Source organism: Clostridiales bacterium (assembly GCA_018333995.1).
Classification (GTDB): Bacteria; Actinomycetota; Coriobacteriia; order Anaerosomatales; family SLCP01; genus JAGXSG01.
Window position 1 is genome coordinate 24067 of the sequence record JAGXSG010000031.1, and the last position, 14637, is coordinate 38703.

The following is a 14637-nucleotide window of genomic DNA, read 5'->3' on the forward strand; positions in this document are numbered from 1 at the left end:
GTCAACCCCTCACCGATCCAACAAAGTAAAGCGCGAATCCCGCACCCGCGAGGATGCCGGTGACGATCCAGAACCTGAGCATGACCTTTGTCTCGGACCATCCCTTCATCTCAAAGTGATGGTGAAGCGGCGCCATCAAAAAGATGCGTCTGCCGGTCAGCTTGAACGAAGCTACCTGGAGGATGACCGAGAGCGTCTCGGCTAGATATATCCCGCCGATCAGCACGAGCAGAAGCTCGGTCTTCGTAATGATGCCAAACGCGGCAATCGCCGCCCCGAGACCAAGCGAACCGGTATCTCCCATGAAGATGTCGGCAGGATAGGCGTTGTACCACAAAAAGCCCATGCACGCTCCCGCGATCGCGGCAGCGAGAAGCGCCACCTCAAGGCGGTCCTGGCGAAACGCTATACCGGCGTACGCGAGCATAACGATCGTGACCGTACCGGCCGCAAGCCCATCAAGCCCATCCGTCAAGTTCACCGCGTTTGAGAACCCGGCGATCATGAAGAACACGAGCCCGAGATAGAGCCACGGCACCACCAATCCGGCGTCACCGACGGCCACGAGGGAGCTTACGGACCCGAGATCGAGACTCACGCCCGTAAGAGGCAAGTCGACGACGGTACTCACCCCGCCCCAGTTGACCGCGAGCAACCCAAAACTGAGCGCGACAAACGCCTGTCCCGCGATCTTCAAGCGCGGAGTGAGACCCAGTGAACGTTCGTGCACGACCTTCGCCCAGTCATCGATAAACCCGAGTAACCCGCACGCCGCCATGGCGGCGACCGCGAGCAAACTCAAGCGCCCAAAATCGCCGAGAAACACGTAGACGCCAGCGACCACCAGAAGAATCAGCACGCCACCCATGGTAGGGGTACCCTGCTTGACGAGGTGGCCTTGGGGTCCATCGGCCCGCACCTGCTGACCGATCCCGCGAAACTTCAGCAGCCGGATCCAAAATGGGAAGAGAGCCCCCGTCGCAACGAGTGCGAGCACCACGGCCATGAAGACCTGATATGACGGATACTCCGCGAAATCAAACACGCGGCTCCACGATCCCTTCCACGACTCGCTCAAGCCGCATCACACGCGACGCTTTGACGAGCACGATATCTCCTGGTTCCAACGTGTCATCGAGCACTTCGCTCGCTTCCTCGGCGGTCACGCAGGGACGCACCAGCGACGAATCCATGCCAACGGCGCGTGCGCCCTCGGCGACACGGCGAGCTCGCTCACCGACAGTCACCAACACACCGATTCCGGCGCGCGCGACGTGTTCGCCAAGCTGGAAATGCGCGAGTTCAGTGAGTGAGCCGAGCTCGGCCATGTCTCCCAGCACCGCTACCGTGCGTCCCTCCGCGCGCATTTCGGCGAGAGTGTCGACCGCCGCCCGCATCGATGCTGGATTGGCGTTGTATGCGTCGTTGATCACATGGATGCCGCTCGCCGTGACGAACGCCTGCATTCGCATGTCGGCACCGGTCATCACCGAGAGACCCGCCGCTATATCGAACGGATCGAAGCCAAGGGCGTCGGCGACCGCGGCGGCGGCGAGCGCATTGTAGACGTTGTGCCTCCCGGGAACGCTAAGCTGCACCGAGACGCGGACTTGAGGAAGCACGAGCGAGAAATGAGCGAGGCTCGCCGCGTCGACCGTTATCTCTTCCGCACGAACTTCGCACGCCTCCGACAACCCGTAGCGAACGACGGGGGCCGATGATTTCGTGGCGAGGCGACTCGAAAACGCGTCATCGCCGTTGAGGAAAACCGTGCCGTCAGCTGGGATTGCCTCGATGAGTTCACCTTTAGCCGACGCAATAGCCTCCTGAGAGCCGAGAAGCTCGATGTGGCTCACGCCGATGTTGGTCACGATGCCCATCGTGGGTGACGCTATACGCGCAAGCTCCGCGATCTCTCCCGTCCCGCGCATCGCCATCTCGACCACGAGCACATCGGTATCCGCGCCCGCTTCCAACACGGTGAGGGGCACGCCAAGCTCGTTGTTGCGGTTGCCAGCCGTTGCGACAACCTTGCGGCACGTCCCCAACACCGATACGAGGTACTCTTTGGTCGTGGTCTTTCCCGTCGAGCCGGTCACGCCGATGACCGGGCAAAATAGTCTGCTTCGATGAAACGTCGCGAGCCGCTGGATCGCCGCAAGCGTGTCGGGCACCCTGACTACGGCGACCCCGCGCCTTCGAGCCGCCTCCATCAACTCAGCAAGATCGGCGTCCGGCCGTGTCACGATCAGCGCGCGAGCGCCAGCTTCGACCGCCTCCCCGAAGTGCTCATGCCCGTCGGTGCGGCCGCCTGGCAGAGCAAAGAACGCTCCACCGGGCTCGACCTCTCTCGAATCGATCGCGACCCCGTTGACCATCGCATCGGGAGAGCCAGCGAGAAGCTCACCGCCCACGATGGACACCAGCTTGTCGACGGGAAGGGTCAGCACAGCCGCTCAAGCTCCTCGCGCGCGACCTCGCGATCATCGAATCGAACCGTCCGATCGGCGAATATCTGGTAACCCTCGTGCCCCTTGCCCGCGATCAGCACCGCATCTCCTGGACCGGCTTGCTCAAACGCCCGGGCTATCGCGGAGCGCCGATCAATTACCACCTCGTAGGCCGCTCCGGTCGGCTTGATCCCGTCTTCAATCTGCAAGATGATGCCTACCGGATCCTCGGAACGGGGATTGTCGCTCGTCACGATCGTCATGTCGGCTACATGTCCCGCCGCTGCACCCATGAGCGGCCGCTTGTCCGGATCGCGATCGCCGCCACAGCCAAAAACAACGAGGACTCTCCCCGGTGTGACATCGTGAACCGCCACAAGCGCCTTTTCGAGACTGTCCGGGGTATGTGCGTAATCGACGAAGACACTGAACGGCTGACCGGCGTCGATACGCTCGAGGCGCCCCGGAACCTGCGGGGCGCCGGATAGTCCCGCGACTATGTGTTCAAGTGGCACTCCGAGCGCGTGCGCGCAACCCGCCGCCACTAGCGCGTTGCTCACGTTGTACTCGGCGGCCAGAGGCAACTCCACTCGCGCGGATCCGGCCGGGGTATGGAGCGTGAACTCCGCCCTGTCAGCGTAGAGGACTTCATCGGCCGCTCGTATGTCAGCCTCAGCGATCCTGCCGACACTCACGACGCCATCGAGCTCGAAAGCCATGCCGGCCCCGTATACATCGTCGATGTTGACTACGCGCATCTCAACATCAAGATCGGTGAAGAGGCGTCGCTTGACCGAGAAGTACTCCTCCACGGTGTGGTGGTAGTCGAGGTGATCCTGAGTCAAGTTTGTGAAGGCGGCGACGGAAAAGCGCACGGCGTCAACACGGTGAAGATCGATCGCGTGTGAAGAGACCTCCATAGCCACGCTGTCGACTCCTTCTGCTCTCATACGCGCGAGGAGCGCCTGGAGGTCGGCCGATTCAGGTGTGGTTCTCCCGGCGTCGAACCGCTGGCTGCCGATGCGCGTCTCGACGGTCCCGACGAGACCTGTCACCGCGCCCGCCGCACGCATGATCGCGTCAACCAGATACGTGGTCGTGGTCTTGCCGTTGGTTCCGGTGATACCTACGACCTTAAGTGATCTGCTGGGATGCCCGTGAAATGCGGCGGCCGCACGGGCGAGGGCGGCACGCGTGTCTGCGACCACGACCTGCGCGCTCTCGTCAACATCGTCGAGCGTCCGCTCCACTACGAGCACGACCGCTCCACGCCGTGCCGCCTCGGCGGCATGATAGTGACCATCGGTGGAAAAGCCCGGAATACAGAAGAACGCGTCACCTTGTTGCACCTTAGTTGAACGGTACGCGATGCCAGTGACGTGAAGATCGCGGCAACCAGCCGACATGACTTCACCGCCGAGCAACTCTATGATGTCGCGTCCAGTCACATCTGCTCCAGGGGGAATCGGACGGTAGATTCTATCACGCCCCGGTCCGCCTTCACTCCTCATCGGTATCCGGCAACACCGTGTCCGTTGCGACCTGGGAGGCAGGAACGGCCGGCGGGATCTTCAAGTGCGCGACGGCAAACGAAGCGACCTCCCGGAACACCGGTGCGGCAACAGCCCCCCCGTAGATCGCTCCACGAGGTTCGTCAACCATGACCACGATAAGTAACTGCGGATCATGCGCTGGCAGGAACCCGGAGAACGACGCGATGTAGGCCCCTTCCGCGTAGCCGCGCCCGTCGGTTCTCGGCTTCTGGGCGGTGCCGGTCTTACCAGCGACCTGGTGGCCCGGAACCGCGGCGGAAGCGCCAGTACCGTCACTCACCGCCGCTTCCAGCATCCGGGTAGTGGCCGCCGCCGCTTTCGCCGAGATCACCTGCCGCACAGGCCACTCGAACTCCATGTCGCTTCTGCCTGGCACATCGAGCAGGAAGTGAGGCGAAACCATCTCCCCCCCGTTAGCAATCGCAGAAAGCGCCCTGGCGAGCTGCAATGTGGTCATCGATACGCCCTGCCCAAAGGGGATGTTTCCTATCGAAGACCCCGACCATTCGTTCACGGGCGGCACATGTCCGAGCGCTTCACCGGGAAAGTCAATGCCTGTGCGTTCCGTCAGGCCAAACCTGTCGAGATACTCCCATAGGCGTTCCGGACCAAGAGCCTGACCGAGCAACACGGTACCGACATTCGACGACTGCGCGAGGATCTCGGTAAGACTCCAGGTCACGGTCTGTCGCGGCTCAGACTCCTTGATCGTGCGTCCACCGACTTTGATCGTGGGAGGCAACTCGAGCGTATCATCTGGTTCGTGAATGCCAGCGTCCACGACTGCCGCGGACGTTATTGACTTGAGGGTCGAACCGGGCTCATACACGTCGGTGATCGCGCGATTGCGGCGTGCTGACTCCTCTGATTGGGCAAAATCGTTTGGATCGAAGCCGGGGGCGGACGCGATCGCGAGAACTTCGCCGCTCCTGGGATCCATCACCACGATCGACGCCGACTTCGCCTGCCACTTATCAACCGCCGCCTGAAGATGGTACTGAGCAGCGAACTGAATGTCCTTGTCGATGCTGATCACGATGTCGTGACCGTCGACCGGTTTCTCTTCATGTATGACACCACCGGGCAGTATTCGTCCGGAAGGGTCACGTTCCGCAAGCACATACCCCGCTTCTCCAGACAGCACGCTGTCGTAGTGCAGCTCAAGCCCCGCCAGTCCTTGATCATCAATCCCGACAAATCCGAGAAGCTGAGAGGCCAGGTCTCCACACGGGTAGAGCCGTCGCGAATCCTTGATCAACCCGATTCCGTCGAGGTCGAGCGCTTCTACCGCTGCGGCCTTTTCCATCTCGAGTTTCCGGGCGATATACACAAAACCGCTGTCGCGCCTAAGCTTCTCGGCGTACCCGTCGATGTCCCCGCCGAGAACCCCTGCGAGGGCCTGCGCGGTGGCGGTAGTATCCGTTACGAGACGCGGTGTCGCGTACACTGTTCGCGCTTCAATCGAAAGCGCGAGCGGATTTCCTGAGCGGTCCAGGATCGCGCCGCGCCGGGGTGCGATCTCAAGCTCACGCGTCCGTTGCGCCTCCGCACGCTCGGCGAACGCGGGTGCGGCGTAGACCTGCAGATAGAGCACTCGAACAGTAACTGCGATCAGAAGCACCGCCAGCGCCGCGAGCATCAGGCCGTGCCGCTCGTTTCGTCTGCTCGTGCGAATGCGCGTCTTCATCGGCACGCTCCCGCCCCATCGACCAGGCCAATCATCGCGACGAGGCGAGTGCTGCGTCGCCGGCGAGAAGAACCCTCGCCTCGCCCGCTGTCATCTGGATGATGGCCGAAAGCGTGTGAACGAACGTCTGTGCGCGATCGCTGAGTTGCTCGCCCTGCGGCCTAACCGCACTAACGGACTCGGCTTCGCCGCCTCCGGATAACTCGATGTAGGACACCTCTTGCGCGGCACCCATCCCCATGGAACTCTCGGCGAGCGTCTTGATTCTTGGGGGCGCGACGAGAGCGCTCCTGTACTCTTCGAGTTGTTCCATCGCGATGCGCTCCGCCTCGATATCCTGCGCCAGAGAGTTGGCTGCCACCGCAGCTTCCGCGGCCTGGACGGTGAGGGCGACTCGGCCCATGCCCACCAGCGCTAGTATCGCCAGCACAACACACGCCGCTGCGAAGTTGCGCCGACATGAAGCGTCTGAACGCGCTGCGGTCCGGGAAACCGGACCACGACGGCGCCGACCTTCTCCCCTAATTAATCTCAGGGCAGGCGCGATAGGCCATGTATGACTGTCGTCGCGTCGAGCTGGAACCGCCACTTCGCACCTCCCTTCCGCCTCCGCGCCTAGCCACGCGTTGCGGTTACACGCGCTCAGCGGCCCGAAGCTTGGCGCTTCGGGAGCGCGGATTGCGCTCGATCTCATCGGCCGTGGGTACGACCGGACGCTTCGTGATGATGCGGAGTACCGGGGTCTGGCCGCATGAGCACACGGGCAAACCAGGAGGACACCCACACCCCGATGCCAGCTCCTTAAAGAGGTTCTTGACGAGCCGATCCTCCAGCGAGTGGTAGCTGATGACCACGATCCGGCCGCCTGGAGACAACCAGCGTACGGCGGCGCGAAGAGCTCGATCGAGTACATCCAGCTCGCGGTTGACCTCGATTCTGAGCGCCTGGAAGGTTCGGCGAGCGGGATGCGGACCGGTCCGCCTTGCGGAAGCAGGTACTGCGGCCTTCACGACCTCGACTAGATCAGTCGTCGTGAGGAGCGGCCGGCGGCCTCGCGCGGCTACGATGAATGCTGCGATGCGCGAGGCCCACCGCTCTTCGCCGTACTCACGGATCACTCTCGTGAGGTCGGTTTCGGAGTACGTGTTCACCACGTCCGCGGCGCTTGGGCCGCCTCCAGAAGGGTCCATCCTCATGTCGAGAAGCGCTTCTGCGTGATACGAGAACCCTCGCCGGGCTTCGTCGAGCTGAGGTGATGAGACCCCGAGGTCGAAGAGGAATCCGTCGGCATACGCGATCCCCGCCTCGATGAGGAGGGTGTCGAGATCGCCGAAGTTTCCCTTCTTCAGTATGATCGAAGTGGCTTGCCGGCCGAGGCGGAGTGTGGCTGCTGCTGCGTCTAGGGCTGCGTCGTCTTGGTCGATTCCCACCAGTGTCCCGGTGGGGGCGATCGAATCTGCGATCCGTTTCGCGTGTCCTGCCCCGCCTAAGGTACAGTCAACGATGATCGAACCGGGGTGCGACGAAAGGTGCGTCGTGACCTCGGCCGGCAAAACTGGGGTGTGCCGGTATTCCATTGTCAAAGCCCTACAAGAAGCCGAGAGATAACATCTCTTCGGCGTCGTGTTCTATCGAGTCAGCCGTGTCACCGTTGTACTCGGCCCACTTCTCCAAGTCCCAGATCTCGATCCTGTCACCATTGCCGGTGATCGCAACGTCTTTTGTGAGTCCCGCATACTCGCGAAGCCCAGGCGGCAAAGTAATCCTGCCTGCCTTGTCCGACTCGGTCTCTACCGCACCGGACGTGAAAAAGCGGCGAACCTTGCGGAACTTGGGGTTAAAGTCATCCGTGCCCATTAGTCGCCGTACGAAGCCGGCGTACGTGTCTGCCGGATAGACGTAGAGACAGCCTTCGAAACCCTTAGCGATGACGATCCTGCCCGTCATCTCTCCACGGAATTTGGCGGGCAACGAGACGCGGCCTTTGGCGTCCAGCGTGTGCTGGTGATCGCCGAGGAACATCGTCCGTACCCCCTCCCCCGCCTTGTCACGACGTCTGGCGAAACACTCCGCCTCGCGTGGTTGGTCAGCTGCATGTCACACTCTATGCCACTTGATCCCACTTTGCAACACCTATATGGGATTTCATCCCACTATTCCCCTCGGATTAACACTGCGGTTCCGTCGCGGGTTCAAACTGAACTCCCCCGTAAGGCTCGCTCGCGTGAACCCCGGGAGAGTCAAGAGCGTCTGAGTAAGCGAGAGGAGCACGCGCTCGCTGACAACTGGATACGCGAACCACGACTGAAGACCGCCCCGTCCGATTGCGAGGAGACTGGTGAGCGGGTAGAATCAGTAGTGACCATTTTGGTGATTCGGAGGTGACACCCCTGATGGGCGCCAATATCTCTGCCTCTGTTTTTAATACTTTCGCTCTTGCATTCTTCGTCGTCGTAGTGATTGGAGTCGCACTCGGTGCCTACGCCGCGATTCAGATGAAGAAAATGGAGGATAAGATCAAAGAATAGCTCCTCCGTTCCGTGAGATTCGCGAACGCCCTCCCCACGCGTTGGATTCGAGGGCGTTTGTGCGTTCTCGACACTTTAACCATGACAGGAGGCACGCGATGTCTGGAATCAGGCAACGAATCGGGCGCATCGTCCCCCAAGCGATCCTCGTCGTAGCCGTCGTGGCGTTTGCACTGGCGCTCACGGCATGCGGAACCGTGACGACGGAGAGCGCGGATGCCCCGATAAATCAGGGGTTGGGGTACGGCGAGGGTGACATGGCCGTCCAAAGCTCCGACTCGATGCGTGCCGTACCTGAGATCGCTCCGGTTCCCCCGTCAGACGGAGCGGGGGTCGACGCTTCAACCGTGCCGCCAGATGAACGCATGGTAATCAGGACACTCGGTCTGCGGTTGCAAGTCGATGAGGTCGAACCCGCGGTGCAAGGCGTGCGGGACGCGGTAGATGACGCTGGCGGGATGGTCACTGCGGTGCAACTTTCGAGCGACGACGTACCCGTGTACCGATACGATGCCTCGGGCACGTTTGCGGACGGCGTCCCGCTCATGGGATACGTGACAGCCCGAGTGCCCCCCGACAACCTCGAGCGCTTCATCGAGACAGTCTCGGCGATCGGAACCGTGCTGAGGCAAGCGGAAGACGAGAGCGATGTCACCCAGGAGCACATAGACCTCAAAGCCCGACTCGAGAACTTGAGGTCGCAAGAAGCACGGTTGCGTGACCTGTTCGACCGGGGTGAGAAAATTGAAGACCTTCTCGAAGTCGAGCGTGAGCTCGGCCGAGTCCGCGGCGAGATCGAGTCGTACGAGGCTCGGGTCGCATACCTGGAGCGCCAAGCAGCGATGGCAACAGTCACCGTAGAGCTTACCGGACGGCAAGCCGTCATCGCGCCTGCGGGTGAGGACTGGGGCCTCGTGGACGCCGTGCGCGCAGGCATTCGCGGACTCGTCAGCACAATCAACGGGCTCATCTACGTGACGCTAAGCACCCTCCCGCTTATCGTGATCGCCCTTCTTGCGTGGCTGATCGCGCGGGGATTCTGGCGCAGACGCACCCGGCGGAACAGCCGTGAGAACCGTATCGGGATCGACGACGCGGCCACGCCCACTGAGGCCACGTCCGCCGATGGCACGGACGAGACCCGGTGATCCGTCCGAGAATCAGATTGCCGCTGTGGGCGGCGGTGGCTCTTCCCGCCGCCGCCTACGTGGTTCGCTCACTCATCCGCGGCGACTTCTCGCCCGACGTGCCCGAGGATCTACTCGCCTACGGCCTGCTCGCCTTTGTCATCGCCGCGGTCGCGCTTGCGCGCTCGCGCACGCGCAACGCCACTGACCACGAGCCCTCCGAGAAAGTGGAGGACCGCCACAGCGAAACCGGTGCCGAGCGGCAGCACGACGAGGTCTAACCCGAGGTCGAGGGATTCCGTCCCGGGCGCACCCTGTCCACCGACTAACGTGAGCCACCCGCCGGCCGCGACACCGATCGCGACGCCAATGCCCCATGTGGACGCCCAGAAGACTCGGCGGCCCAATAAGCGCGCTTGCGTCACGGCACCCTACCCCTTCTCGTACGGCTTCCCGATCGCGGCCGGCGCGACCGCGCGGCCCACCACGCCCGCAAGCACTACGACCGTGAGCACGTACGGGATCATGAGGAAGAACTGTGAGGGGACCTTGATGATCTCTCGCAAGAGCTGCATCTTGATCTGGAGCGCGTCCGCGAAGCCAAACAGCAGTGATGCGCCATAGGAGCCACCAGGAGTCCACCTGCCAAAGATGTTCGCGGCAAGCGCGATGAAGCCGCGCGCGTTGGTCATGCCCTCGGTAAACGATCCGGTCTGCTCGAGGGTCAGATTCGCTCCGGCCATGCCAGCGAGCGCTCCACTCGCGATAACCGCACTGTAGCGGCCGCGAATGACGTTAATGCCCACAGTATCAGCCGCTCTCGGATGTTCGCCGAGGGCGCGCAGCCGCAGTCCCCACCTCGTGTTAAAGAGCGCCCAGTGGCTTGCGATGGCAAGGAGGATCGCAACGTACACGAGCGGCGTGTAACTCATAACAGCTACATCGAACCAGCGCCACGCCGTCGCGAACATTCCCTCTTGCGGTCCGGAGAAATCGAACACCGGTCCGAGCCGGGTGACCGGGTCGGTGGTTCCGGGATGACCAAAAATGACCTCCATGAGAAACCCGGTGAGCCCCAAGGCAAGGATGTTAATGGCGGTGCCGGACACCACTTGGTCTGTTCGCAGCGTGATTGACGCGAACGCGTGGACGAGAGCGAGCGCTGCGCCGGCGACCACCGCCGTCAGGACACCGATCCACGCGCTCCCCGTGAACATCGCCCCGATGACTCCCATGAACGCCCCGAACAGCATCATGCCCTCGAGCGCGATGTTGACTACACCGGCGCGCTCACAGATCGTGCCGCCGATTGCCGCCAGCGCGATCGGAGTGGCCATGCGGATCGCTGACGCGAACAGGTCCGGCGAGATGATGTCAGCCAGCATGTTCGACCCTCACTCTCCGCGTCCGGCCGATAATCCACCGTGCGAGCTGCTCGGCGGCGACCAAGAATATGATGAGCGCCTGGATGATGAAGATGACCTTCGCCGGCACCTCCGCCTCCAGCTGCATCGTGCCCGACCCGGCGGAAAGCGCTCCAAAAAGGATCGCGGCCACAATGACTCCGATCGGGTTGTTCTTCGCGAGCAGCGCGACAGCGATACCGGTGAAACCGAATCCTGCCGAGAACTGATCGAAGAGCCGGTGATGAACTCCCATCACCTCCGTGACACCAGCAAGACCAGCAAGCGCGCCTGAGATGCACAACGCCTTGATGGTGGTGGCGGACACCGAGATTCCGCCCGTCTCGGACGCCCACGGGTTGTATCCGACCGCACGTGATTCGTAACCGAGGGTCGTGTACTTGAGCACCCACCAGATGAACAGCGCAAGAACCACCGCTACCACGAACCCAAAGTGGACGCGAGAGACCGCAAGGAAACCGAACACCTCGTGCATCCGCGGCAGAGTCGACTCGGCCGGAAGCTGGACCGTCTGGGGGATCTGGCCAGGAGCGCGCAACGGACCCGTCACGAGCCACGACACGATGTACTTGCCGATATAGGTGAACATCATCGTCGTGATCACCTCGTGCGCCCCGACCTTCGCCTTGAGCAACGCCGGGACAAACGCCCACGCGGCGCCGATCGCCGCACCGGCGACGAGCATCATGATGATGTTGAACGGTTGCGGAAGACCGGCGAGCACCAGACCAAGCCACGCGGCGGAAAGGCCCCCCAGGAACAGTTGCCCCTCGGCGCCGATGTTGAACAGTCCCGCTCGAAACCCATACGCGACAGCGAGACCGGTAAACATCAGCGGAGTGGCTCGCAACAGCGTCTCGCCGATCTGCCGTCCCCCGCCAAACGCCCCTTTGAACATCGCCGCGAACGCAGCGAGCGGGTCGTAGCCGGCAACCAGCATGACAAGCGATCCGATGCCAAGCGCGAGCATCACCGAGACTACCGGCACCGCCAGCTCGCGCAACATACGAGCGAGCGGGTTTTCGGAAACCTCGACCGCAGACTCAGGCATCGGCTCCCACCGCCTCTCCCGGCTCCATGGCGAGCTTTCCGCCACCGCCGCCTGTCATGTGATAGCCCAGCTCTTCGTCGCTCGCCTCTCCGGCGAGGTACTCCTTGACGATTCTGCCTTCGAACATCAAAAGTATCCGGTCAGCTAGTGTCTGGACCTCCTCGAGTTCGAGGCTGATCAGAAGCACCGCCTTCCCGCGATCACGCTCGGCAAGGATCTGTGAGTGGACAAACTCGATCGCGCCGACGTCGAGACCGCGCGTGGGCTGTGCCGCCACCAGCAACTCCGGATCGCGGCCGAGCTCCCGTGCCAGCACCACCTTCTGCTGATTGCCGCCCGAAAGCGCCGAAGCTCGCACCCGCTCGCTGGGTGTCCGCACGTCGTAGGCGGCGATACGTTTCGTGCTCATATCTCTGACCGCCGCATGATCGATCACGCCACGTTTCGAGTATGGTGCAGACCGGTGATCACCGAGAATCATGTTCTCCATAAGGTCAAACTCTAGCACGAGCCCTCTGCGATGACGGTCTTCTGGCACATGCGAAACGCCAGCTTCTATCGCCTCCCGTGCGGTCCCATGCGTGATGTCGTGTCCCTTAAGCGCGATTGTGCCACTCGCCACTTTGCGTAACCCAGTGATCGCCTCGGCAAGCTCAGCTTGGCCGTTACCGCTCACCCCCGCGACAGCGACTATCTCACCTGCGCAGACCTGGAATGAAACACCCTTGACGGCTTCGAGCTTACGTTCATCGAGCACGGTCAAGTCCCTCACATCGAGCACGGTCTCACCGCACTTCGACGGATGCTTCTCTACTCGGAACACGACGTCCCGGCCAACCATCATTCGCGCGAGCCCGGCGGTGTCCGTCTCAAGGGTTCGGGTCTCCCCGACTACCGCGCCGTCCCTCATGACAACCACTCGGTCCGCGACCGACATGACCTCTTCGAGTTTGTGCGTGATGAAGACGACGGACAACCCGTCAGCCACGAGGGATCGCACCACAACAAACAGCTCCCGCACTTCCTGCGGCGTCAACACGGCGGTGGGCTCGTCGAGGATCAAGACACGGGCTTTCCGGTGCAACGCCTTCAGAATCTCAGCCCGCTGCTGCAACCCTACGGGCAGGTCACGAACGACGGAGTCAGGATCGATCGTGAGCCCGTAGCGCCGGGAGAGTTCCCGGACTGAATCGCGCGCGGCCTTAAAGTCGATCACGCCCGCGCGGGTCGGCTCATTTCCGAGCACAATGTTCTCGGTCACTGTAAACGGGTTGAGGAGCATGAAGTGCTGGTGGACCATCCCTATGCCGAGCTCGATGGCGTGCCGGGGTGAACGGATGTGCACCTCGGAGCCGTCGACGTGAATCGATCCCTCGTCTGGTGTCAGCAGCCCGTAGACCATGTTTACGAGCGTGCTCTTGCCCGCTCCGTTCTCGCCGAGCAACGCGACAATCTCCCCGGGGCTCAAGGAGAGTGAGACACGATCGCATGCAAGCACGCCGGGAAAACGCTTTGTCAAGCCGCGTACCTCGAGCAACGGTGACGCCATCACTCCTCCATCGCGCGAAATGTGTGAACAGCCGAAAGAGGGGCGGCCGGTTCGTCACCGGCCGCCCCCTCGATCCATACTAGCATTGCATTGTCACGATGCAGCTGCCCTACAGTTCAGCCCTGGTGGCCGGTACCGTGACCGTTCCGTCGATCACGGCCGTACGCGCTGCCTCGACAGCATCAAGAATGTCTTGCGAGATGTTGTCTTCAAACTCGTGGAACGGAGCGAGGCCGACACCATCCTCGGCAAGCCCAAAGGTCCGGTTCTCGCCGCCAACGAACGTGCCCTCGAGGGCAGCCTTAACCGTCTCGAATACCGCGACATCGAGGCGCTTGATGGCCGACGTCAGCATGACGTCGCCGGAGTCAGGAACCGTCTCGTACTGATCGACGTCAACGCCGATGAACAGCGCTCCGGCCTCCTGTGCGGCCGTGATCGAGCCGAGTCCAGTCAAGCCAGCCGCGGCAAAGACCACATCGGCGCCCTGCCCAATGGCGGAAAGCGCGAGTTCCTTGCCCTTGGCGCTGTCGTCAAACGACCCCGCGTACAAGGTGATCACTTCGACATCCGGGTTGACCGACCTGGCGCCCGCTATGAACCCAACCTCAAATCGCTCGACCGGCGGAATATCCATTCCGCCAATAAACGCAATAGTGTTCTGGTCGTTGATGCGAGGATCGAGCTCCCTGTCAAGCGTCGCAAGGCCCGCCACAACGCCCGCTAGATACGCGGCTTCTTGCTCCTTGAAGAGAAGACCGGCAAAGTTATCTCCCGGCGCCTCGAAGAACTGATCGATGCCGCCAAACGTGATATCCGGATACTCGGGAGCCTTCTTGGCTGTAGTCTCGGTCATAAGAAACCCGACCGTGAAGATGACATTGTACCCAGCCGTCGCCAGCTCGTCGATGTTGGGCTCGTAGTCAGCGATCTCATTTGACTCGAGCGCACGGACCTCTACCCCGAGCTCATCGCGTGCGCGCTCGAGTCCTGCAAATGTCCCGTCGTTGAAGGTCTTGTCACCGAGTCCGCCGACGTCAGTGACCATCGCGGCCTTGAAGTCGACCGACGGTGCCTCAGCCTCGCCGTTGCCTGGCTCGGCGGGCTCAGCGGGTCCACAGCCTACGGTCATGACTGTGGCAAGAGCGAACACGAGCATCAACGCGAGAGCCTTCCTGAGACGTGAGTTCACATGCATCTCCTCCTTCATACACAACATGCCTACCGGTATACATTCTACACATCCGTGACGCCGTGCACACTGAGCA

The 14637-nt window shown here is 62.1% G+C and carries 13 protein-coding genes; 2 read left to right on the plus strand and 11 right to left on the minus strand.

Annotation, left to right across the window (positions count from 1 at the left end):
- Window position 1 precedes the first annotated feature (1 nt).
- The 7 genes from mraY to mraZ all read right to left on the minus strand — a co-directional run bounded on the left by mraY (window position 2) and on the right by mraZ (window position 7712).
- Window positions 2-1006, minus strand: coding sequence for a phospho-N-acetylmuramoyl-pentapeptide-transferase (gene mraY, locus KGZ40_08840; GenBank protein ID MBS3957611.1), 1005 nt, complete (start codon window positions 1004-1006; stop codon window positions 2-4).
- Window positions 1007-1037: 31 nt separating this feature from the next.
- Window positions 1038-2450, minus strand: a complete 1413-nt coding sequence (locus KGZ40_08845) for a UDP-N-acetylmuramoyl-tripeptide--D-alanyl-D-alanine ligase (protein MBS3957612.1) — start codon at window positions 2448-2450, stop codon at window positions 1038-1040.
- Window positions 2444-3961: a UDP-N-acetylmuramoyl-L-alanyl-D-glutamate--2,6-diaminopimelate ligase gene (locus KGZ40_08850; protein MBS3957613.1), complete on the minus strand. Its 1518-nt coding sequence runs from the start codon at window positions 3959-3961 to the stop codon at window positions 2444-2446. Before KGZ40_08850 ends, KGZ40_08845 begins: the two co-directional genes overlap by 7 nt.
- Window positions 3951-5690 carry a penicillin-binding protein 2 gene (locus KGZ40_08855; protein ID MBS3957614.1) on the minus strand — a complete coding sequence of 580 codons (1740 nt, stop codon included), beginning with the start codon at window positions 5688-5690 and terminating at the stop codon, window positions 3951-3953. Before KGZ40_08855 ends, KGZ40_08850 begins: the two co-directional genes overlap by 11 nt.
- A 31-nt stretch (window positions 5691-5721) precedes the next feature.
- Window positions 5722-6120 (minus strand): hypothetical protein, encoded by a 399-nt coding sequence (locus KGZ40_08860; GenBank protein ID MBS3957615.1) that lies wholly within the window; start codon window positions 6118-6120, stop codon window positions 5722-5724.
- Between the two features lie 202 nt (window positions 6121-6322).
- Window positions 6323-7267: a 16S rRNA (cytosine(1402)-N(4))-methyltransferase RsmH gene (gene rsmH / locus KGZ40_08865; protein ID MBS3957616.1), complete on the minus strand. Its 945-nt coding sequence runs from the start codon at window positions 7265-7267 to the stop codon at window positions 6323-6325.
- A gap of 10 nt (window positions 7268-7277) precedes the next feature.
- A complete protein-coding gene (gene mraZ, locus KGZ40_08870; protein MBS3957617.1) occupies window positions 7278-7712 on the minus strand; it encodes a division/cell wall cluster transcriptional repressor MraZ in 435 nt (144 codons plus the stop codon).
- Between the two features lie 604 nt (window positions 7713-8316).
- Here mraZ and KGZ40_08875 point away from each other — a divergent pair.
- Both KGZ40_08875 and KGZ40_08880 read left to right on the plus strand, forming a co-directional pair.
- Complete coding sequence (locus tag KGZ40_08875) at window positions 8317-9366, plus strand: DUF4349 domain-containing protein (protein MBS3957618.1); 1050 nt, start codon at window positions 8317-8319, stop codon at window positions 9364-9366.
- Entirely contained in the window at window positions 9363-9626 is a 264-nt protein-coding gene (locus KGZ40_08880) for a hypothetical protein (GenBank protein MBS3957619.1), read from the plus strand. The genes KGZ40_08875 and KGZ40_08880 overlap by 4 nt, the downstream gene beginning before the upstream one ends.
- Before the next feature lie 150 nt (window positions 9627-9776).
- Here KGZ40_08880 and KGZ40_08885 read toward each other — a convergent pair whose 3' ends face one another.
- The 4 genes from KGZ40_08885 to KGZ40_08900 form a co-directional block, all read right to left on the minus strand.
- The gene (locus tag KGZ40_08885; GenBank protein ID MBS3957620.1) at window positions 9777-10730 is read right to left on the minus strand and encodes an ABC transporter permease; all 954 of its coding nucleotides are present in this window, start codon (window positions 10728-10730) and stop codon (window positions 9777-9779) included.
- The gene (locus KGZ40_08890; protein ID MBS3957621.1) at window positions 10720-11820 is read right to left on the minus strand and encodes an ABC transporter permease; all 1101 of its coding nucleotides are present in this window, start codon (window positions 11818-11820) and stop codon (window positions 10720-10722) included. Before KGZ40_08890 ends, KGZ40_08885 begins: the two co-directional genes overlap by 11 nt.
- Window positions 11813-13369, minus strand: a complete 1557-nt coding sequence (locus KGZ40_08895; protein ID MBS3957622.1) for an ABC transporter ATP-binding protein — start codon at window positions 13367-13369, stop codon at window positions 11813-11815. The genes KGZ40_08890 and KGZ40_08895 overlap by 8 nt, the downstream gene beginning before the upstream one ends.
- Before the next feature lie 109 nt (window positions 13370-13478).
- Window positions 13479-14561 carry a BMP family ABC transporter substrate-binding protein gene (locus KGZ40_08900; GenBank protein MBS3957623.1) on the minus strand — a complete coding sequence of 361 codons (1083 nt, stop codon included), beginning with the start codon at window positions 14559-14561 and terminating at the stop codon, window positions 13479-13481.
- Window positions 14562-14637 lie beyond the last annotated feature (76 nt).